Source organism: Piscinibacter gummiphilus (genome assembly GCF_032681285.1).
Taxonomy (GTDB): Bacteria; Pseudomonadota; Gammaproteobacteria; order Burkholderiales; family Burkholderiaceae_C; genus Rhizobacter; species Rhizobacter gummiphilus_A.
The window spans coordinates 74,587-95,863 of record NZ_CP136336.1; the positions used below are offsets into that span (position 1 = coordinate 74,587).

At 67.0% G+C, this 21,277-nt stretch carries 16 protein-coding genes; 15 read left to right on the forward strand and 1 reads right to left on the reverse strand.

The window, feature by feature from the left end:
• The first annotated feature begins 1 nt into the window (after window position 1).
• The 12 genes from sucD (at window position 2) to RXV79_RS00405 (ending at window position 11,123) form a co-directional block, all read left to right on the forward strand.
• Window positions 2-895, forward strand: coding sequence for a succinate--CoA ligase subunit alpha (gene sucD / locus RXV79_RS00350; protein WP_296724681.1), 894 nt, complete (start codon window positions 2-4; stop codon window positions 893-895).
• Window positions 896-1,023: 128 nt separating this feature from the next.
• Entirely contained in the window at window positions 1,024-1,713 is a 690-nt protein-coding gene (locus RXV79_RS00355) for a TerC family protein (RefSeq protein WP_316701290.1), read from the forward strand.
• A 289-nt stretch (window positions 1,714-2,002) separates the two neighbouring features.
• The gene (locus RXV79_RS00360) at window positions 2,003-2,698 is read left to right on the forward strand and encodes a TerC family protein (RefSeq protein WP_316701291.1); all 696 of its coding nucleotides are present in this window, start codon (window positions 2,003-2,005) and stop codon (window positions 2,696-2,698) included.
• Between the two features lie 24 nt (window positions 2,699-2,722).
• Window positions 2,723-3,172: a hypothetical protein gene (locus tag RXV79_RS00365; RefSeq protein WP_316701292.1), complete on the forward strand. Its 450-nt coding sequence runs from the start codon at window positions 2,723-2,725 to the stop codon at window positions 3,170-3,172.
• Between the two features lie 88 nt (window positions 3,173-3,260).
• Entirely contained in the window at window positions 3,261-4,550 is a 1,290-nt protein-coding gene (locus tag RXV79_RS00370; RefSeq protein WP_316704216.1) for a serine/threonine-protein kinase, read from the forward strand.
• Between the two features lie 41 nt (window positions 4,551-4,591).
• On the forward strand, window positions 4,592-5,374 hold the full coding sequence (locus RXV79_RS00375; protein WP_296724672.1) for a Stp1/IreP family PP2C-type Ser/Thr phosphatase: 783 nt from the start codon (window positions 4,592-4,594) through the stop codon (window positions 5,372-5,374).
• Window positions 5,375-5,436: 62 nt separating this feature from the next.
• Window positions 5,437-6,114 (forward strand): FHA domain-containing protein, encoded by a 678-nt coding sequence (locus tag RXV79_RS00380; RefSeq protein ID WP_316701293.1) that lies wholly within the window; start codon window positions 5,437-5,439, stop codon window positions 6,112-6,114.
• 175 nt (window positions 6,115-6,289) lie between these two features.
• Window positions 6,290-7,066: a 3',5'-cyclic-nucleotide phosphodiesterase gene (locus RXV79_RS00385; RefSeq protein WP_316701295.1), complete on the forward strand. Its 777-nt coding sequence runs from the start codon at window positions 6,290-6,292 to the stop codon at window positions 7,064-7,066.
• Window positions 7,067-7,245: 179 nt separating this feature from the next.
• The gene (locus tag RXV79_RS00390) at window positions 7,246-7,791 is read left to right on the forward strand and encodes a pilin (RefSeq protein WP_316701296.1); all 546 of its coding nucleotides are present in this window, start codon (window positions 7,246-7,248) and stop codon (window positions 7,789-7,791) included.
• Between the two features lie 101 nt (window positions 7,792-7,892).
• A complete protein-coding gene (locus tag RXV79_RS00395) occupies window positions 7,893-8,417 on the forward strand; it encodes a pilin (protein WP_316701297.1) in 525 nt (174 codons plus the stop codon).
• Between the two features lie 3 nt (window positions 8,418-8,420).
• Complete coding sequence (gene tfpZ, locus RXV79_RS00400; RefSeq protein ID WP_316701298.1) at window positions 8,421-9,158, forward strand: TfpX/TfpZ family type IV pilin accessory protein; 738 nt, start codon at window positions 8,421-8,423, stop codon at window positions 9,156-9,158.
• Window positions 9,159-9,359: 201 nt separating this feature from the next.
• Window positions 9,360-11,123, forward strand: coding sequence for a PglL family O-oligosaccharyltransferase (locus RXV79_RS00405; protein WP_316701299.1), 1,764 nt, complete (start codon window positions 9,360-9,362; stop codon window positions 11,121-11,123).
• Between the two features lie 3 nt (window positions 11,124-11,126).
• Here RXV79_RS00405 and moaC read toward each other — a convergent pair whose 3' ends face one another.
• A complete protein-coding gene (moaC, locus tag RXV79_RS00410; RefSeq protein WP_316701301.1) occupies window positions 11,127-11,636 on the reverse strand; it encodes a cyclic pyranopterin monophosphate synthase MoaC in 510 nt (169 codons plus the stop codon).
• A 136-nt stretch (window positions 11,637-11,772) separates the two neighbouring features.
• Here moaC and RXV79_RS00415 point away from each other — a divergent pair, with 136 nt between their 5' ends.
• Genes RXV79_RS00415 through pbpC form a run of 3 tightly spaced genes read left to right on the forward strand, consistent with a single transcriptional unit; the run spans window position 11,773 to window position 21,196 of the window.
• A complete protein-coding gene (locus RXV79_RS00415; RefSeq protein ID WP_316701302.1) occupies window positions 11,773-13,305 on the forward strand; it encodes a M48 family metalloprotease in 1,533 nt (510 codons plus the stop codon).
• Between the two features lie 56 nt (window positions 13,306-13,361).
• Window positions 13,362-19,100: an alpha-2-macroglobulin family protein gene (locus RXV79_RS00420; RefSeq protein ID WP_316701303.1), complete on the forward strand. Its 5,739-nt coding sequence runs from the start codon at window positions 13,362-13,364 to the stop codon at window positions 19,098-19,100.
• Complete coding sequence (pbpC, locus tag RXV79_RS00425) at window positions 19,097-21,196, forward strand: penicillin-binding protein 1C (RefSeq protein WP_316701304.1); 2,100 nt, start codon at window positions 19,097-19,099, stop codon at window positions 21,194-21,196. Before RXV79_RS00420 ends, pbpC begins: the two co-directional genes overlap by 4 nt.
• Window positions 21,197-21,277: the final 81 nt, after the last annotated feature.

Consider the following 21,277-nt stretch of genomic DNA (forward strand, 5'->3'; position numbering starts at 1 on the left):
CATGAGCATCCTCATCAACAAAGACACCAAGGTCATTACCCAGGGCATCACGGGCAAGACGGGCCAATTCCACACGCTCGGCTGCCAGGCCTATGCCAACGGCAAGAACGCGTTCGTCGCCGGCGTGAACCCGAAGAAGGCGGGCGAGAAGTTCTCCGACATCCCCATCTACGCCTCGGTCAAGGAAGCCAAGGCGCAGACCGGCGCCACTGTCTCGGTGATCTACGTGCCGCCCGCGGGCGCGGCCGCCGCGATCTGGGAAGCTGTCGAGGCCGACCTGGATCTGGCCATCTGCATCACCGAAGGCATCCCCATCAAGGACATGCTGGAAGTGCGCAACAAGATGAAGGTCAAGGAGGCCAAGGGCGGCAAGAAGACGCTGCTGCTGGGCCCGAACTGCCCCGGCCTCATCACCCCGGAAGAAATCAAGATCGGCATCATGCCGGGCCACATCCACAAGAAGGGCCGCATCGGCGTGGTCAGCCGCTCCGGCACGCTGACCTATGAAGCCGTGGCGCAGCTGTCCGACCTGGGCATCGGCCAGTCGAGCGCGGTGGGCATCGGCGGCGACCCGATCAACGGGCTCAAGCACATCGACGTGATGAAGCTCTTCAACGACGATCCCGACACCGACGCCGTGATCATGATCGGCGAGATCGGCGGCCCCGACGAGGCCGACGCAGCCCGCTGGTGCAAGGCCAACATGAAGAAGCCGATCGTCGGCTTCATCGCCGGTGTGACCGCCCCTCCGGGCAAGCGCATGGGCCATGCAGGCGCGCTGATCTCGGGTGGTGCCGACACGGCCGACGCCAAGCTCGCCATCATGGAAGAGTGCGGTTTCACCGTGACGCGCAATCCTTCGGAGATGGGTCGCCTGCTCAAGGGCCTGATCTGAGCTGAAGCCCCTCGCCGGTCCGTACTACTACGAACGTAGCATGACGGCCGGCTTTCTAGAATCCTGGCAGCTCGAAAAGGGGGCCCCCATGCGGGCCTCTGACTCCCACCTACAAACGGGCCCAGCCAATGGACTTCACCTCTGCCGCCTTCTGGGCAGCTCTCGGCTCGATCATCCTCGCGAACATCATCCTCTCGGGTGACAACGCCGTCGTGATCGCGCTGGCCGCGCGTTCCCTTCCACCGCACCAGCAGAAAAAAGCCATCTTCTGGGGCAGCGCTGCCGCCATCGTGATGCGCATCGTGCTCACGCTGATCGCGGTGGAGATGCTCAAGTGGCCCTACCTCAAGATCGTCGGCGCGCTGCTGCTGGTCTACATCGGCATCTCGTTGCTGAACGAGGAAGACGACGAGGATGGCGAGGGCCATCAGGCGGGCGGCATGATGTCGGCCATCCGCACCATCCTGGTCGCCGATCTGGTGATGAGCCTCGACAACGTGCTCGCCGTGGCCGCGGCGGCCAAGGGCGACACGCCTTTGCTGGTGATCGGCCTCGCGGTCAGCATCCCGCTGATCATCTTCGGCAGCACGCTGCTGCTCAAGGTGATGGAGCGCTTCCCGATCATCATCACCCTGGGGGCTGCGCTGCTCGGGTTCCTGGCGGGCGAAATGCTGCTGACCGACCCGGCCGTGAGCGAGCGCTTCCCCGACCTGACGCACACCCAGATCAACATCGCCGGGGCCATCGGCGCCGCATTGGTCGTGGTGGTCGGCCTCTGGCTGCAGCGCCGTGGACAGCAGGCGCGCCAGCGGGCCTGAGGGCGTACTTCCCACATCCCCAAGCACACCCCCGGTGGCTATACTGGCCACTTGAAGGGGAGTAGCTCGACCCGGTCCGTGGCACCAGTGCCGTCCGCCGGGTATCGGCAAGCCGTCAATACGAAGCGTTGTTGCTTCCGGTTTGCCAGGCCATAACGATTCACTCCAAGCCGAGCAAGACCTTCGATGCAAGCCGATGACGGCAGGCTCGAAGGCGACCACCCCTCGCCTCCACCACCCGTCCTCATGGGCTTGCACCGTCTGTCGTGCAACCGCTCCTGGAGACCTCATGGAACTCTTCTCTTCCGCATGGCTGTCAGCCTTGCTGGCCATCGTGCTCATCGACCTGGTCTTGGCCGGTGACAACGCCATCGTGATCGCGCTCGCCGCGCGCAACCTTCCCACCCACCTGCAGAAGCGCGCCATCCTGTGGGGCACTTTCGGCGCCATCGCAATGCGCACGGCCATGACCGTCGGGGTGGTGTGGCTGCTCAAGATCCCCGGCCTGATGGCGCTCGGTGGCCTTGGTCTGGTGTGGATCGCCTACAAGCTGCTGGCCCCTGGGTCGGGTGAAGAAGGCGAACATGGCGGTCCGGCCGTCACCACCTTCTGGGGCGCGATGCGGACCATCGTGATCGCCGACGCGCTGATGGGCGTGGACAACGTGCTCGGCGTGGCCGGCGCGGCGCACGGCAACTTCACGCTGGTGGTGATCGGCCTCTTGATCAGCGTGCCCATCGTCGTGTGGGGCAGCACCCTGGTGCTGAAGCTCGTGGAACGCTTCCCCATCATCACCTACGTCGGTGCCGGCGTGCTGGCCTACACCGCCGCGCACATGATCATCGGCGAGCCGCTGCTCGACGAGGTGTTTGATCCAAGTGCCCTCAACCGCATTGTCACGTATGCGGTGCTCATCGTGGGTGTGCTCGCGGCCGGCTGGTGGTCGGCCCGTCGTGCACCTGCCAACCGGCCTTCCGCCACCTGACAGAACCACGCAAGGAGAACGCCGATGGACAAGATCGCTGTGTTCCTGAACGACGCGCCGCATGCGGCGCAGATGCTGGCCCCGCTGGTGCAAAAAGGCGAGGCCAGCCACTGGGTCCTGGTGGCTTGCCCGCCCACCCTCACGCGCCACATCGGCCGCTGGGTGTCGGCGGCGGGCCGGCAGCAGTGGCGTGAGCGCTGGGCGGCCGATCTGCTGGCCAAGGTGGAGGTGCTGTTCGAAGCACACCCGGGCGTCAAGATCGAGAAGATGGTGGCCAAGCGGCCGCTGCTCGATGTGGCCGTCCGGCTGGACCAGCGGCTCGGCGGCATCAAGGTCTTCGACGCGCGCCGTCCGCGGCTGGGCAAACCCGACGAGCCGCTGGCGGCCGGGGCCGAGTCTCAGGAATTGAGCCGTTGGACCTACCCCGTGGCCATCAGCACCGGCCTGAGCGCGATGCTGGCGCTGGCCGATTGACGCCATCCGTTCGTGCATCGGCGAGGGCCTGTAACCCTGTGATACCGTGCCGGTTCCATGACGGAACTGTGAGGTACGGGTCTTGGGTGTGGCGCAGCATCTCTTCCAGACGTCTGCTGCAGGCTGGGGCTTGAGCGCGCTGGCGCTGGGGCTGGTGTGGGCACAGTTGGTGTGGGTGCTGCCGCGCTTGCGACGCGAGGCCGGAGTGGCCGCCTCCGTCATGCTCGTGTTCAGCATCGCCGCCGTGGCCGCCTTGTTGTGGTGGCAGCTTTCTGTGCCGGTGGGGTGGACGCTCCCGGTGGTGGTGGCACTGGCATTCGGCCACGTCGGATGGTCGCTGGGCCGCAAACAGCCGCGCCGTCCGGATGCGACCGTGACGAGGGCACCTTCCTCGACGCTCTCCGCGCCCCGGTCGACCTTGCCTGCCCAGGCCGACCGCGGCAGCCTGGGTCGCTACCGCATCGAGCGTGAGCTCGGCCGTGGCGCGATGGGCGCCGTCTACCTCGGCCGCGATCCCAAGATCGGCCGCCAGGTGGCGATCAAGACCATGGCCCTCAGCCGCGAGTTCGCGGGCGACGAGCTGGTCGAGGCGCGCGAACGATTCTTCCGCGAGGCCGAAACCGCCGGCCGCCTGCAGCACCCCGACATCGTCACCATCTTCGATGCGGGCGAAGAGCGCGAGCTCGCCTATATCGCGATGGAGTACCTGAAGGGCGACAACCTCCAGGCCTACACGACCCCGGCCAAGCTGCTGCCGGTGGCCAATGTGTTGCTCATCGTGGCACGGGTTGCCGACGCGCTGCACTACGCGCACAGCCAGGGGGTGGTGCATCGCGACATCAAACCCGCCAATGTGGTGGTCGACCCTGCGACCGATCAGGTCAAGGTCACCGATTTCGGCATTGCCCGCGTCGCCGACTCCGCCCGCACGCGCACCGGCCTCGTCTTGGGCACGCCCTCGTTCATGTCTCCCGAGCAACTCGCCGGGCGGCGTGTCGACGGCCGCAGCGATCTCTACTCGCTCGGCGTGATGCTCTTCCAGCTGCTCACCGGCCGCCTGCCGCACCGCTCGGAATCGATGGCCACGCTGATGCAGCAGATCGCCAACGAACCCGCACCCGACGTGCGCAGCATCCGCCCCGACCTGCCCGAAGCGCTGGCCCGTGTGGTGGCACTGACGCTTGAAAAGCGCCCCGAAGCGCGCTACAGCGGTGGTCAGCAGCTCGCCGCAGACCTGCGCGCCGTGGTGGCCAGCATGAAGTCGCATGGGCAACAGCCCGGCCCCGTCAATGCCGCCGCACTCCCCCCCGATTCCAGCGGATTCGCCGCTACCGTGAAAATGGAGCGGGTCGATACGGGGCACAATCCCAGCCTCTGATCCGCTTGGTCAACGAACCTGCACGCGCCCAACCACCCGCCATGACGCTCGAGTTCTTCAGTGCCACGGACACCGGACGCGCCCGCAACAACAACGAAGACTCCATCGCCGTCCAGGAAGCCGCCGGGCTTGTGGTTCTGGCAGACGGCATGGGCGGCTACAACGCCGGTGAAGTGGCCAGCGGCATGGCCACCTCCTTCATCAAGGCTGAACTCGGCCGCTGGCTGCAGGAAGCCTCGAGCAGCGCCACCGACACCGATGTGCGACGCGCGATGGACATCTGCGTCGACAACGCCAACCGGGCGATCTTCAACGCCGCCAATTCCAACCCGCAGTACGCCGGCATGGGCACGACGCTCGTCGTCGGTGCGTTCCGCGAAGGCCGCCTGCTGATGGGCCATGTGGGCGACTCGCGCGGCTACCGTTTCCGCGGCGGCCGGCTGGTTCAGATCACCCACGACCACTCGCTGCTGCAGGAGCAGATCGACTCCGGGCTCATCACGCCCGAGCAGGCCGCGTTCTCGACCAACAAGAACCTCGTCACCCGCGCCGTGGGCGTGGAAGACACCGTGCTGCTCGAAACCCACCTGCACGACATCATGCCGGGGGACATCTACCTGTTGTGCTCCGACGGCTTGTCGGACATGCTGGACGACGATGGCATCGCCCAGGTGTTGCAGTCGCACGATGCGCTTCCCGAGATGGGGGCCGGGCTCATCGATGCGGCGAACGACGCAGGGGGAAAGGATAATATTGCCGTGGTGTTGGTGCGCGTGAAGGGCCAGAGCAATGCGCCCCGGTCGTGGTGGCCCTTCAGGCGCTGAGATGGTCCACATCATCAACCTGGCCCGCTGGGCCTGAGACATACAAAACACAGAGGTCAAGCATGGGCAAGCTGGTCGTTTCGCTCGACGGGGTGGTGATCAAGGAAGTGCAGATCACCAAGGACAAGACGACCCTCGGCCGCCGTCCGTACAACGACATCGTGATCGACAACCTGGCGGTGAGCGGCGAGCATGCCGTGCTGCAGATGGTCGGCACCGACGTCTTCATCGAAGACCTCAACAGCACCAACGGCACCTACATCAACGGCAAGGCCGTCAAGAAGCAGCTCTTGACGCACAACGACACCGTCGAGATCGGCAAGTACAAGATTAAGTACCTTGTCGATGACGGCACCGACTACGAGAAGACGATGATCATGAAGCAGGGTGCCCCGGCCCCTGCGGCGTACAGCCATGGCTTCGCCCACACCTCGGCGCAAGGGGCAAACTCTGGCTTCGGTGGCCTGGGCCAGAGCGTGGTGCCCGGCACGATCAAGGTTCTGAACGGCGCTGCCGCGGGGCGTGAAGTCGCGCTGACCAAGGTGGTCACGACCGTCGGCAAGCCCGGCGTGCAGGTGGCTTCCATCACGAAGCGCCCGGGCGGTTATGTGTTCGCCCATGTGGAAGGCGCGACCCGCCCCACCATCAACGGCAACCCGCTGGTGGGCGACACCCTGCACCTGAAGAACGGCGACGTGATCGAACTCGCCGGCACCCAGATGCAGTTCATCCAGGCCTGACACCCGCCATACGCGGCGTGACGCTTTTCACACGGCCCGCGAGGGCGTGGTGTGAGTGCATGCCGTTGGTTGCGAATTGCCGCATTGCGACCTTGCGGCAGGGGTCTGCTACCGGCAGCATCCGGGTACCGCGCATGTTGCGCGCGGATCCGCGCTCTCGCCTGTTGCCTCACCCATGAAAATCCGCGTCCTCGGTTGCTCCGGCGCCATCGCCGAAGGCAGCCGAACCACCTCCTTCCTGGTCGACCACGACGTGCTGGTCGATGCCGGCACGGGGGTGGGCGATCTGCCGCTGGAGGCGCTGGCCCAGATCGATCACATCCTGGTCAGCCATTCCCATCTTGACCACGTCCTCTCGATCGGCCTGCTGGCGGACGCCGTGATGCGCCTGCGCGCGGCTCAAGGGCGCGGGCCCATCCAGGTGTACGGCCTGCCCGAGACGTTGCAGGCCTTGCGCACGCACATCTTCAATGGCGTCATCTGGCCCGATTTCACCCGGCTGCCAGTCGCCGACCGCCCCGTGCTGGCGATGGTCCCGTTCCAGATGGGTGACCAGCTGACTCTGGGTGGCAAGACCTTCGAGGTGCTGAGTGCCGCCCATACCGTGCCGGCGGTGGGATTTGCGCTGCAAGGCCGCGAGGCTTGGTGGGTGTTTACCGGGGACACCGGCCCGAACCCGGCGCTGTGGCGCCGTCTGTCTTCCATGAAGGTCGCTCACCTCGTCATCGAGACGGCGTTCAGCGACGACGAGCGTGACGTGGCATGCCTGAGCCAGCACCTGCACCCCCAGAAGCTCGGCCTCGAGTTGGCGCAACTGGAGGGCTGCGTGGACGTGCACATCACCCACATCAAGCCGGGCGAGGTCGATGCGGTGATGGCGGAAGTTGGTCGGCTGACCACTCCCCACCGTCTGGGGGCGCTGCGCGCCGGCCAAGTGCTGGATCTGGCCTGAGGCCCCAGTGACGATTTCCGTCAATGTGTGTCCGCCTGCAACGTGAACCACATCACCCACTGACCCTTTGTGTCAGAACTGAGGTCGGATTCCACGCTTTTTCCCCCGATTCAGGGTGGCATGCAGGGTGCAACAGAAGAACCGTGTCTCACCCCTCTCATTCCTTTCAGGAGCTTTCCATGAAGCGTTCTATTCAAAAGGGTTTCACCCTCATCGAACTGATGATCGTTGTGGCGATCATCGGCATCTTGGCCGCTGTGGCGCTGCCGGCGTACCAAGACTACGTGATTCGTTCGAAGGTTTCGGAAGGCCTTTCGCTGGCGACCGCGGCTAAGACTGCAGTCACCGACGGGTTTGCCAATACGAACTCTGGGGCTCTCAACGCCTACGCTGGTGTTGGTCCTCAAGGCGCCCCGGCTGCAGGCACGTCTAACTACGGCTATGAATACACGGCCGGTACGAATGTCGCGACGATTGCTATCGGCGGCATTGCCAACGTGACTGCCCCGGCAGCACAAGAGGGTCGCGTGGTCATCACCTACGCCGGTCAGATCGCTACGGCTCTTACCGCGCCCATCACGCTGACGCCAGGCAGCGGCACCGTGACGAACACGGCAAACCCGTCTGGCCCGCTCCTCCCGGGTGCTCCGGTTGTCTGGGGATGCGGGATCGCCGCCACGGCCGCGTTCAAGTATGTTCCGGCGAACTGCCGCTTCGTGCCGTAATATTTCGGTAGCTTTCAAAATGGCGGCCACGAAGTGGCCGCTTTTTTTTGCCAGATCAACTCTTGCCCAATCTGTTGGGGCCTTGCGAGATGAGGTTGGATATGACTCCCATCAGTCGAGGATTTACTCTGATAGAGCTGATGATTGTTGTTGCAATCATTGGGATATTGGCCGCCGTCGCGCTGCCCGCATACCAAGACTACACGGTGCGCGCGCGAGTGAGCGAGGGCCTCGTTCTAGCCGACTCTGCCAAGGTTGCAGTCGCGGACCAATATGCAAACCAGTCGAGCGGTGCGGTGTTGGCGTATCCAGGTACTGGTGCTCCACCCTTGGGCTCGTACTACTTCCAGCATGTGCCGTCCTCCACCGTGGCCTTAATAGCAATCGAAGGCATCGGTGACGTGGCGGCACCTGCAGCAGGTGACGGAAGGATCTCGATCACCTTCGCTGGTCAAATTGGCACATTGCTCACGCAACCCATCGTCATGACTCCTGGCTCGGGGGGCGTGGTCGGAGCCACGCCGACAGGCGCGTTGGTGCTTGGAGCGCCGGTAGTGTGGGGTTGTGGCATCAATGCTGTTTCGGCTTTCAGATTCGTACCCTCAAACTGTCGCTTTGTCCCCTGATCGATGCGAGACCGTTTTCGAGCTCTTCTTCTACACCTGCTGCTTTCGGCGAGTTTGATCACTGCTGTTTTGACGGCGATCTACTGTGTCTGGTACCCATCACCCATAGCGAGCGCTGCTGGGCTTTCGGACTTGGTCGTTGTAGTTGTTGTCGTCGACATTGTTCTTGGCCCGCTCCTTACGTTCGTGGTTTTCAATCGAGCCAAGAAGTCACTGCGACTCGACCTCGCCTGCATAGCGACGCTTCAACTTGCGGTCTTGGCCTATGGTGTTTACACGATTGGCGTGGCGCGACCCGCGTGGATCGTGTTCAACGCAGACCGCTTCGATCTTGTGCTCGCCCATGAACTCGAGGCGAGATTCACCGGGAAGGCGGCGGCGGAGTACAGGGCCGCGTCTTGGACAGGCCCTCGCTGGGTCGCATCGGTGAATCCGATTGATGCCGAAGAACGAAACTCGTTGATCTTCGAATCGGCCACTGGTGGCGCAGATCTACCGCAACGACCCGATCTGTATGTGCCGATCGAAAGCCAGCGAGAGAGCCTCAAGCGCCACGCAAAGCAACTTGACGAACTTAAACAGTTCAATCCCGCGGGCGCTGTAGCCCGACTTCGGCAGGATTGGCCAAGCGCGGATGGTTGGCTCCCCCTAATGGCCCGGGCTCGGCCCATGATCGTGTTGATCCGCCGGAGTGACGCAAAGGTGCTTGGGATAGTTGCGTTAATGCCTTGGAGTCCATGAGAGCGCAAAGCGTCCCGTCGTGCCATGGATTGCCATCGGCGCGTGAACAGGCGATTTGCCGCCTAGATTCGCTCGTTGTCGTGCAAGACCGAGGTGAAGGAGACTGGTTGTCGATTCCAGCGGATAAGCCGCTCGACTGCCCCCGGATGGGCCTGCCAGCAAGCCGCGCCGCTTCACGCCATGTGACTACACTCCCGCCCCATGCTCCACGCTCTTCCCTTGGCGCTGGCGGGTATAGCCATCTGTGGCCCCGCGTGGCTCGCGCATAACGTTTCACCGTCGGCAACCTTTTTCAACCAGGCCACGGCCTTGACCGGTTGGGCTGCGCTGACCATCTGGGCGTTTGGGCACTGTATGCCAGCGGTAAGCACGCACATAAGCGGCCGCAGCATCGTCATGGCTTTGCTGGTGCCGGCGCTGCTGGCCCTCGGCGCCATCGGATCCGTTCTACTGGAGGGATTGCCCGCGTCGCTGATGCTGTCGGCTTGCGGGCTGCTGGCGGTGGCCGCGCTGGTGTTGCTTGCCGCGATGTTGGGAAGCCAAAGCGAAGTGCGCGAGGAATTGTTTGCGGCGGTGAGTATCGGCACGGTGGTCGCGGGCGGTGTAAGCGTGCTGATCGCTTTAATCCAAGTTCTTGCACCTAGCGTGGCCGATGGCGAGTGGATATCGCGGGCCTCCACCGCCGGCCGAGCAGGGGGCAATCTGCGTCAGCCCAACCACCTGAGCAGTCTCTTGCTCGGAGCGATGGCGGCTTCGGTGTGGCTGCATGAAGCGCGGGTCAAGAGGACGTCTGGCGAGGCCACAATCGCTCAATGCGCCATCGCCGCCGGGCTGATGGCCGCCCTCACGCTTGGTGTGGTACTCACCGTCTCGCGCACCGGCACGGTCTGCATTGCGCTGCTGGCACTTTGGGGAGTGGTCGATAAGCGCTTAGCGCCCTTTTCGCGCGCGCTCCTGTCGCTCACTCCGCTCGTGTATGCATTGTGCTGGCTGGGCATGTCGGAGTGGGCCAAGGCGAGCGAGTTTGCCGGTGCGGTGCAGCTCCACAAGTCCGACCCGTCTAGCTCACGCTTCGGCATCTGGGCCAACACGCTGTCGCTGATTGCGCAGAATCCATGGTTTGGCGTCGGCTGGGGTGAGTTCAATTTCGCCTGGTCGCTAACACCCTTCCCGAATCGCCCCGTCGCGTTTTTCGACCACACGCATAACCTGCCGCTCAACCTGCTGGTGGAACTGGGCGTTCCGTTGGGCACGTTGGTGCTGGTGTTGCTCGCGTGGTTGCTTTGGAAAGCCTTCATCGCCTGCCGCACCGCCCCTCCCCCTGAGAGCGCGATGGTCCGAACCGCTTTCGTGATGGTGCTCATGATGGCCGTGCACAGCATGTTGGAGTACCCGCTGTGGTATGCCTACTTCCTGCTGCCTACGGCTTTCGCGCTTGGCATCTGCCTTGGCCATTCGACGCCGCCGCCGGAGTCGAAGCCGGTGGACTCCCCCTGGCCGCGCCGCTTGCTCATGAGTGCCTCGCTGGTGCTGGTACTCGGCACCGTCTTTTCGGTCTTCGACTACCTCCGCGTCACGAAGATCTTCAGCGTTGACGAAGACGACACCACTCCGCTGTCCTACCGCATCGCCGAAGGCCAAAAGAGCATCTTCTTCGCCCACCACGCCGACTACGCCGCCGCGACCGTTGCCACGCATCCCTCGACGGCCTGGAAGGCCTTCCGCCGCGCCCCGCACCTACTACTCGACACCCGACTGATGATGGCCTGGGCCAAAGCCTATGCCGAGAAGGGCGACGTGGAGCGCGCCCGCTACATCGCGGATCGCCTGCGCGAATTCCGGAATCCGGACTCGGCCGAGTTCTTCGCCGAATGCGACAAGCCACGGCCCCCCGGCATCCCCGAGCCCTTCCAGTGCAAATCGGCCACGCGCCACTTCACCTACGAAGACTTCAAGCTGCGCTGAAGCTCAGGCGGTCGGCGCGCTCCAGTCGCCCGACTTGCCGCCATGCTTCTCCAGCACGCGGATCTCGCCCATCACCATCCCACGATCGGCCGCCTTGCACATGTCGTAGATGGTGAGCAGCCCGACCTGCACCGCGGTCAGCGCCTCCATCTCGACCCCCGTGCGCCCAAGCGTCTCGACCTGCGCCGTACAACGCACGAGAGACTCGGTCGCATCCACCTCGAACTCCACCCCCACCCGCGTGATCGGCAGCGGGTGGCACAACGGAATCAGCTCGGCCGTGCGCTTGCTCGCCTGGATCGCCGCGATGCGCGCCACGCCCAGCACGTCGCCCTTCTTCGCGCTGCCCGATTGGATGAGTGCCAGCGTCGCCGGCAGCATACGGATCACGCCGCTCGCCCGCGCGATGCGGTGCGTCTCCGCCTTGCCCGACACGTCGACCATGTGCGCCTGGCCCTGCGCGTCGAAATGCGTGAGCGGCGAGTTCGGGTCGGATGGCACGGGTGTGGACATGGTCGGGAAACAGAGGAGCAACGTGGCGCTGGCATGATAGTCGGGAGCCCGCCGAACCTTCCCGTGTCGACCGGCTCCAACCCGCTCTCCGCCAGCCCTGCCCGACTTGCTGAACACTGCCTTTTCTCGACGTCCCGTGGCGCGCCTGCTGGCGGCCCTGTGTGCCGCGAGCCTGCTCGTGCCCGCCGCGCCCGCCGTGGTGGCGCAAAGCCGCCTGCCGGCCCTCGGTGAAACGGCGTCCGACGACCTGAGCGTCGGCAGTGAGCGCCGCCTGGGCGACCAGATCATGCGCGACATCCGTCGCGACCCCGACTACCTCGACGACCCGGTGCTGCTCGAATACCTGCAGTCGCTGTGGGACCCGCTCGTGGCCGCGGCTCGCCAGCGTGGCGACATCGGCCCTGACCTGGAGCAGCGCTTCGCGTGGGAAGCCTTCCTCGTGCGTGACCGCACCGTCAACGCCTTCGCGTTGCCGGGTGGCTACGTCGGCGTACACCTGGGTCTGATCGCGATGACGTCCACCCGCGACGAACTCGCCTCGGTGCTGGCGCATGAACTCACCCACGTCACGCAGCGCCACATCGCGCGGTCGATGGCGAACAGCCAACGCCAGTCGATGATCGGGCTGGCCACCATCATCCTCGGCATGATCGCCGCCAGCCGCAGCACACGTATGGATGGCGCCAACGCGCTCATCACCGGCGGCCAGGCGGTGGCGGTGCAAGGGCAACTGAACTTCTCGCGCGATGCCGAGCGCGAGGCCGACCGCATCGGCTTCAGCGTGATGACGCAGGCGGGTTACGCGCCGGGCGGCATGGCCGCGATGTTCGAGAAGCTCGAACATTCCTCGCGCCTCAACGACAGCGGTGGCTTCCCCTACCTGCGCACCCACCCGTTGAACGCCGAGCGCATCGGCGAGGCACGTGCGCGCCTGGGGGCCGCGCCTCCTGCTGCCCCAGCCGGCGTGCTGGCCCACACCGCCGCGCAGGCGCGCGCGCGGGTGCTGATGGATGCCCGCGTCGATGCCCTGCGCCGCTGGCAGGCGCTCGACGCACCCGCCAGTGCACCACCCGCCGAGCGCCTGATGGCCGGTTACGCCAGTGCCCTCGCGTCGACCTTGCTGCGCGACTGGCCGCGTGCCGACAGCGCCCTGCAACTGGCCCTCGGCGCCGCACGCGGCGACACCCGCGCACTGCGCGACGTGGCGCTGCTGCAGGCCCAGTCGCTGCTGGCCCGAGGCGACGCCGAACGTGCCGGCGAGGCGCTGAAGCCGTTTGCCAAGGCCGAGGGCCAGGCCTCCTCGCGCGCGGTGATGCTGCTCACGGCGCAGGTCGCGATGTCGCGCGACAAGACCGCCGTGCAACGCGCCGCCGAAGAGCTGCAGACCTGGACCTCGCTGCACCCGCAAGACGCCACCGTCTGGTCGCATCTCGGCCGCCTGTGGGAGAGGCTCGACCAGCCGCTGCGCGCACTGCGCGCCGAGGCCGAATCGCGCATCGCACTTGGTGACCTGATCGGCGGCGTCGACCGCCTGCGCGCCGGCCAGCGTCTCGCGCGCACCAGCCGCACGGTCGACTTCATCGAAGCCTCGGTGATCGACGCGCGCCTGAAGGAGATCGAGGCGCAGGCCCGTCGGCGCGACGCCGAAGATCGTCAGCGCGAAGGCTGAGCGCGGTCGCCCGCCGTTATCCTTGCCGCCTTCCCAAGGAGGCTGGAGAAAACGGCATGCATCGCTTGAAGACTGCCACCCATCGCGCCTGTGTCGCGCTCTATATCGCCGCGCTCGGCGCCACGGCCCACGCGGCCACCGTCACGAGCGTCAGCCCGCAAGGCGAGGTGGCGCAGGTGCGCCAGGTCGTCGTCAAGTTCTCCGAGCCCGTCGTGCCCTTCGGCGACCTGCGGCAGCCCGACCCCTTCAACCTGTCGTGCGAAGGCCCGGTGCCCAAGGGCGCGGGCCGCTGGTCCGATGACCGGGTGTGGCTCTACGATTTCCAGGAGCAAGTGCCGCCCGGCACCCGCTGCACGCTGAAAGCGCGCAGCGAGTGGAAGCCGCTCAAGGGCAGCTTCGCCTCGGCGAACCACAGCTTCAGCACCGGCGGCCCGGCGGTGAGCGCCACGCAGCCGTATGCCGGCGCGCAGATCGAGGAAGACCAGCACTTCCTGCTGCGCCTCACCGGCCCGGCCGTCGAGTCGACCGTGCTCGCCAACGCCCGCTGCGAGATCGAAGGCATCGGCGAACGGGTGCCGGTGCGCATCATCACCGGCGCTGTGCGCGACGAGGTGCTGAAGGCGCGCCGCCTCACCAAGGACGCCGCCCGTTGGTTGCTCGTCGCCTGCCAGCGCCCGTTGCCCGCCGACACGCCGGTGCGCCTCGTCTGGGGCGCCGGCATCGCGGCGCAGGCCAACCCGCAGGTGCTGACGCGCACCGAGCAGCGCTACAGCTTCCGTGTGCGCAAGCCCTTCACCGCCGAGTTCAGCTGCGAGCGTGAGCGCGCCGAGGCGCCGTGCCTGCCGATCCGGCCGATGTCGCTGCGCTTCTCGGCGCCGGTGCCGCGCGCCACCGCCGAAGCGGTGCGCCTGAAGCCCGCGTCGGGCTCGGCGATCAAGCCGCAGTTCGACAAGGACGACACCGCGGCCGAGGTGAGCGAGGTGCGTTTCCCCACGCCGCTGCCCGAGTCGATGGCGATGACGGTGGAACTGCCGCGCGAAGTGAAAGACGCCGCCGGCCGGACGCTGGCCAATGCCGGGTCGTTCCCGCTCAAGGTGGCCACCGGCGATGCGCCACCCATCGCCAAGTTCGCCGCCGCACCGTTCGGCGTCATCGAATGGGGCGAGCGAGAGGCCGACGCGATGCTGCCGGTCACCCTGCGCCATGTGCAGGGCGACCTGCGCTCGGGCGCTGCGTCAGGCGCGGTGCGCATCAAGACGCTGCGCAGCGATGCCGACATCCTCGCCTGGTACGGCAAGCTGGCGCGCGCGCATGAGCGCGATCACGAAAGCCGCGAAGTCTCGCTGCTGGCCCAGGCCCCCAACACGCAGCGGCTCGACCTGCCCAAGCTGCAAGGCGGCGACCCGCGGCCCTTCGAGGTGGTGGGCATTCCGCTGCCCGAGCCGGGCTATCACGTGGTCGAGATCGAGTCGCGTCGCCTCGGCGAATCGCTGCTCGACAAGAAAGCGCCCATGTACGTGCGCACTGGCGTGCTGGTGACCAACCTCGGCGTGCACTTCAAGCTCGGCCGCGAGAACAGCCTCGTCTTCGTGACCACGCTCGACCGCGGCAAGCCGGTGGGCGACGCCGACGTCGCGGTCTACGACTGCGCGGGCCGGCGGCAGTGGGCCGGTCGCACCGATGCCCGTGGCCTGGCCCGGGTCGACAAGGCGCTGCTCCAGCGTGAGGTCGACTGCGAGGGCGAAGGTGGTTATTTCGTGACGGCCCGCAAGGCGATGGACAAGGGGGCGACCGACCTCGCCTTCGTCTTCAGCCATTGGCAGAAGGGCGTGGAGCCGTGGCGCTTCAGCCACCCGACGAGCCTGGATCCGGAGCCCGACCTGCGCGCGCACACCGTGTTCGACCGCACGCTGCTGCGCGCCGGGGAGACGGTGTCGATGAAGCACTTCATCCGCCGCGAGATCTCGGCAGGCCTGGCGATGCTGCCGGCCGCCGAGCTGCCCACACGCATGAAGATCATCCACCAGGGCAGCGGCCAGGAATACGTGCAGCCCCTCAGCTGGAACGGTGCGCGCAGTGCCAGTTCCACCTGGAACATCCCCGGCGCTGCCAAGCTGGGGGTCTACGACGTGGTGCTCGAGCGCCCGAGCGCCAAAGACGATGGTCTGCAGCGCCGCTGGGCGAGCGGCAGCTTCCGCGTCGAGGAATTCCGCCTGCCGCTGGTCGACGCGCGCGTGAGCGGCCCCAAGACGGTGGCCGTGGCGCCGAAGGAGTTGCCGGTCAACGTGCAGCTCAACTACTTCTCCGGTGGCGGCATGGGCCAGGCGCCCGCGCGGCTCACCGCTTTGCTGCGCGAGCGCAGCGCCGGCATGCCGGGCTACGACGAGTTCAACTTCGGGCCGCCGCGCGAGACGAACCGAGACGACGACGAGCCCCGCAGCGAACAAGGCAAGCTCGTCGCCGACAAGCTGCCGCTCACGACCGACCGCAATGGCGCGGCCACCGTCACGCTGAAAGAGCTGCCACCCATCACCCGGCCGAGCGAGCTCATCACCGAACTCACCTTCAACGACCCCAACGGCGAGGTGCAGACGGCGTCGACCCGCATCGAACTCTGGCCGAGCGCGGTGGTGCTGGGCCTGAAGACCGGCTCGTGGGCCAGCAACCGCGGGCGGGTGTTGTTCCAGGCGCTGGCGCTCGACACGGCCGGCAAGCCGATCAAGGGCCAGAAGGTGGAAGTGCGTGGCCGGCTGGCGCAGGTCATCAGCACGCGCAAGCGCATGGTGGGTGGCTTCTATGCCTACGACAACCGCACCGAGACGAAGGACCTCGGCGTGCTGTGCAGCGGCAGCAGCGACGACCGCGGCCTCGTGCTCTGCGACGCCGCGCTCGACACCGCCGGCCAGGTCGAACTGATCGCGCAGGCGAAAGACGGCAACGGCAACCTCGTGCAAGCGGCGAGCAGCGTGTGGATCACCAAACAGGGTGAACTCTGGTTTGCACAAGACAACGACGACCGCATCGACGTGCTGCCCGAGAAGAAGAGCTACCAGCCCGGCGAGACCGCGAAGCTCCAGGTGCGCATGCCTTTCCGCGAAGCGACGGCGCTCGTGAGCGTGGAGCGTGAAGGCATCCTCTCGACGCAGGTCGTCACGCTGCGCGGCGACGACCCGACGGTGGAGCTCAAGATCGACAAGGCCTGGGGCCCCAACGTCTACGTGAGCGTGCTCGCACTGCGCGGTCGCATCCGCGAGGTGCCGTGGTATTCGTTCTTCACGTGGGGCTGGAAGGAGCCGATGAACTGGGTGCGCTCGTTCTGGTACGAGGGGCGCGAGTACCAGGCGCCGACCGCGATGGTCGATCTGTCGAAGCCGGCATTCAAGCTCGGCGTGGCGGCGCTCGAAGTGGGCATCGCCGAGCACAAGCTGCAGGTCACGGTCACGCCCGACAAGCCGCAGTACGCCATCCGCCAGAAGGCAAGCGTGCGCGTGAAGGTGGTGAAGGACGGCAAGCCGCTGGCCGGCACCGAGGTCGCGTTCGCCGCGGTCGACGAAGGTTTGCTGGCGTTGAAGCCGAATGACTCGTGGGACCTGCTGCATGCGCTGATCCAGCAGCGGGCCTGGGGCGTGCAGACGGCCACCGGCCAGAGCGAGATCATCGGCCGCCGCCACTACGGCCGCAAAGCCGTGGCCGCGGGCGGGGGTGGCGGCAAGAACCCGACGCGCGAGCTTTTCGACACCTTGCTCCTGTGGAAGGACCGGGTGGTGCTCGACGGCAACGGCGAGGCGGTGATCGAAGTACCCATCAACGATTCGCTCACCAGCTTCTCGCTGGTGGCGATTGCCGACGCGGGGGTGCAGCAGTTCGGCACCGGCAGCGCGAGCATCCGTGTCACGCAGGACCTGCAGGTGCTGCCTGGCCTGCCGCCGCTGGTGCGTGAGGGTGACCAGTTCAGCGCGATGCTGACGCTGCGCAACACCACGACCCGCGAGATGAAGGTGCGCGTCGCGCTGCAAGGCATGGCGCGTGTCGGCGACGACATCGCCCGCACGCCGATTGCGCTCACGCCGCAGGAAGTGGCCATTCCCGCGGGCAGCGCGAAGGAGCTGACCTGGGGTGTGGCGGTGCCACCCGAGGCGCTGAGCATCGCGTGGGAGGCGACGGCCGATGAAGTCGGAGGTGAGAAAGCGAAAGACCGCGTGAAGGTCACGCAGCTCGTGAGCCCAGCCGTGCCCGTGCGGGTGCTGCAGGCCACGCTGCAGCAGCTCGACGGGCCCGTCGCGATGCCGGTCGCGGCGCCGGCCGATGCGCTGCCTGAAAGCGGTGTCAAGCGCGGTGGCTTGACTGTCGCCGTGCAACCGCGCCTCACCGGCGCCTTGCCCGGCATCCGCCGCTACTTCGAGACCTACCCCTTCATCTGTCTGGAACAGAAGACCTCGAAGGCGGTGGGCCTGAAAGACGCGAAGCTGTGGGCGGCCGTCGCCAACGCGCTGCCGACCTACCTCGACAGCGATGGCCTGGCGAGCTACTTCCCGCCGCGTGCCGACGACGGTGCACGCGGCAGCGACCGCCTCACCGCCTACGTGATCGCGGCCACGCACGAGGCGGGCTTCGAGCTGCCCTCGTCGGCGCAGGCGCTGATGCTGGACGGGCTCACCGCGTTCGTGGAAGGCCGCATCGAGCGCAAATTCTGGTCGCCGCGCGCCGACCTCGACGTGCGCAAGCTCGCCGCCATCGAAGCGCTGTCGCGCCACGGCCGCGCGCAGCCCAAGATGCTGGGCTCGATCAACCTCACGCCCAACCAGTGGCCCACCGCGGCGGTGATCGACTGGCTGCAGATCCTCAAGCGCGTGAAAGGCATCCCCGATCAGGCCAAGCGTCTGGAAGAGGCGCAGCAGATCCTGCGTGGCCGCCTCACCTACGCCGGCACCACGCTGCGCTTCAGCAACGAAGAGGGTGACTTCTGGTGGTGGCTGATGGACAGCGCCGATGCCAACGCGGCGCGCCTCATCCTCGCGGTGCTCGACGAGCCGGGCTGGAAGGACGACCTGCCGCGCATGGTGGTCGGCAGCCTCGGCCGCCAGCGCCACGGCGCGTGGCTCACCACCACCGCCAACCTCTGGGGCTCGCTCGCGCTCGACAAGTTCGCCGCCAAGTTCGAGTCGGTGAAGATCGCCGGCAGCACGGTGGCAAGTGTGGAGGGAAGCAAGCCTGCGAGCATCGACTGGGCGCGCCAGCCCGAAGGCGGCGCCGCGCTGCTGGCCTGGCCCGAGAAGGGCGGCACGCTCAACGTCGCGCAACAAGGCAGTGGCAAGCCGTGGTTGACGGTGCAAAGCCTGGCGGCCATCCCGCTCAAGGCCCCGCTGCGCGCCGGCTACAGCATCACGCGCAGCGTGAGCGCGGTGGAGCAGAAGGACAAGGCCAGGTGGTCGCGCGGCGACGTGATGCGCGTGCGCCTGGAAGTCGAGGCGCAGAGCGACATGACCTGGGTGGTCGTGAGCGACCCGGTGCCCGGGGGCGCCACGCTGCTGGGCTCGGGCCTGGGGCGTGACTCGTCCATCGCCACGTCCGGCGAGAAGCAAAGCGGCGCCGCCTGGCCGGCGTTCGAGGAGCGCAGCTTCGAGGCCTTCCGCAGCTACTTTGACTACCTGCCCAAGGGCAAGCACGTGATCGAGTACACCGTGCGGCTCAACAACGGCGGCAGGTTTTCGCTGCCTCCTTCGCGGGTGGAGGCGATGTATGCGCCCGAGAGCTTCGGCGAGCTGCCGAATGCGGCGCTGGAGGTGGCACCGTGAAAGCCGCGGCACTGCTGCTCGCGATCGGCCTGAGCGCCGGGGCAGCGCATGCGGTGCCGAGCTTTGCGGAGGTGAAGGCCGGGCACAAGCCGTCTGACGTGACGCTGCTCGACCGCACCGGCATGCCCATCCAGACCGTGCGCGTCGACAAGACCGTGCGCCGCCTGCCCTGGGTGCCGCTCACCGACATCTCGCCCGCGCTGCTGCACGCCATCGTGCTCAGCGAAGACCAGCGCTTCTACCAGCACAGCGGTGTGGACTGGAGCGCGGTGGCGCAAAGTGCCTGGGCCAACGTGTGGAACACGCGCACCCGTGGCGCTTCGACGCTCACCATGCAGCTGGCCGGACTGCTCGACGAGGACCTCGCCCGCCCGACCGGCGGCCGCAGCGTCACGCAGAAGCTCGGCCAGGCCGTCACCGCCTCGCGGCTCGAATCGCGCTGGAAGAAGAGCGAGATCCTCGAGGCCTATCTCAACCGTGTGGCGTTCCGCGGCGAGCTGGTCGGGGTGGCCGCCCTGTCGCAAACGCTCTTCGGCAAACACCCGAGCGGCCTCGATGCGCAGGAGGCGGCCCTCGCCGCCGCCCTGCTGCGCAGCCCCAACGCCGACGCCGACACCGCCGCGCGCCGCGCCTGCGGCGTGCTGCAACAGCAGAAGCTCGACTGCGCCGGCGTGGTGGCGCTCGCGCACGGCGCCTTCCGCAAGCGCGGCGGCATGGTGCTCGGCGAGCAGCTCGCGCCGCACTTCGCGCGCCAGCTCACGCTCGGCCAGCCCGTCGTGCGCACCACGCTCGACGCGCGCCTGCAGCGCTTCGCGATTGCCACGCTGCGCCGCCACCTGGCCGAGCTCAACGGCCGCAACGTCGAAGACGGCGCCGTGCTGGTGCTCGACAACAAGACCGGCGACGTGTTGGCCTGGGTGGGCAGCAGTGGCGCGCTGTCGGACGCGGCCCAGGTGGACGGGGTGGTGTCGCGCCGCCAGGCGGGCTCCACGCTCAAGCCCTTCCTCTACGGCCTCGCGTTCGAGCGCCGCCTCATCACGCCGGCCAGCCTGCTCGACGATTCGCCGGCACAGATCGCCACGACGAGTGGCCTCTACCTACCGCAGAACTACGACAAGACCTTCAAGGGCTGGGTCAGCGCACGCACCGCGCTCGGCGCCAGCCTCAACGTGCCAGCGGTGCGCGTGGGGGCAATGCTCGGGCCCGAGGCGGTGCTGTCGCGGCTGAACGCGCTCGGTTTCGCGCTGCCGGAATCGGCCGGCTTCTACGGGCACGCGCTGGCGCTGGGTGGGGCCGATGTGAGCCTGCTCGCGTTGACGAATGCGTACCGCAGCCTCGCCAACGGGGGCGTGTACGCGCCGGTCGCCATCGCGTCGCCTGCGACACCGCGGCCGATCGCGGATCCGGCTGCCACCTACCTCGTCACCGACATCCTCTCCGACAACGCTGCGCGCGCGCAGACCTTCGGCCTCGACAGCGCCCTCGTCACCCCCGGCTTCGCGGCGGTGAAGACCGGCACCAGCAAGGACATGCGCGACAACTGGTGCATCGGCTACACCGATCGCTACACCGTGGGCGTGTGGGTGGGCAATGCGAGTGGCGAGGCCATGCACCAGGTGAGCGGCGTGAGCGGTGCGGCGCCGATCTGGCAGGCGGTGGTGCGGCATCTGCATGACGGGCGGGTGTCGAAGCGGCCGGCGGTGCCCAAGGGCGTCGTCGGCGAGCGGGTGCAACTGGCCGGCGGTGCCGAGCCGCCGCGCGACGAGGTCTTCCTCGTCGGCACCACACAGACGCGCTGGCAGCCGAGCGGCCAGATGCAGGCGCGCCAGCGCTACGGCATCACGAGCCCGCGCGACGGCAGCCTCTTCGCCATCGACCCGGACATGCCGCCGCGCGCGCAGCGCATCCACTTCGAGGGCGAACACGGCACCTGGGTGCTCGATGGCAAACGTGTCGGCGAAGGCCCGCGCCTCAGCTGGTCGCCGTGGCCGGGCCGCCACGAGCTGGCGCTCGTCGGCCGCGACAGCCGTGAAATCCAGCGCGTGCGCTTCGAAGTGCGTGGCGCGGGTGTGAAGACGGCGCACCTTTCGCGCTGAGCTCACGCTAATATCCGCGAGCCCTGCGGCTTGCAGGGCACGTCGCTCGGACGGTTCCGGGCGCCTACGTGAAAGTTCAAT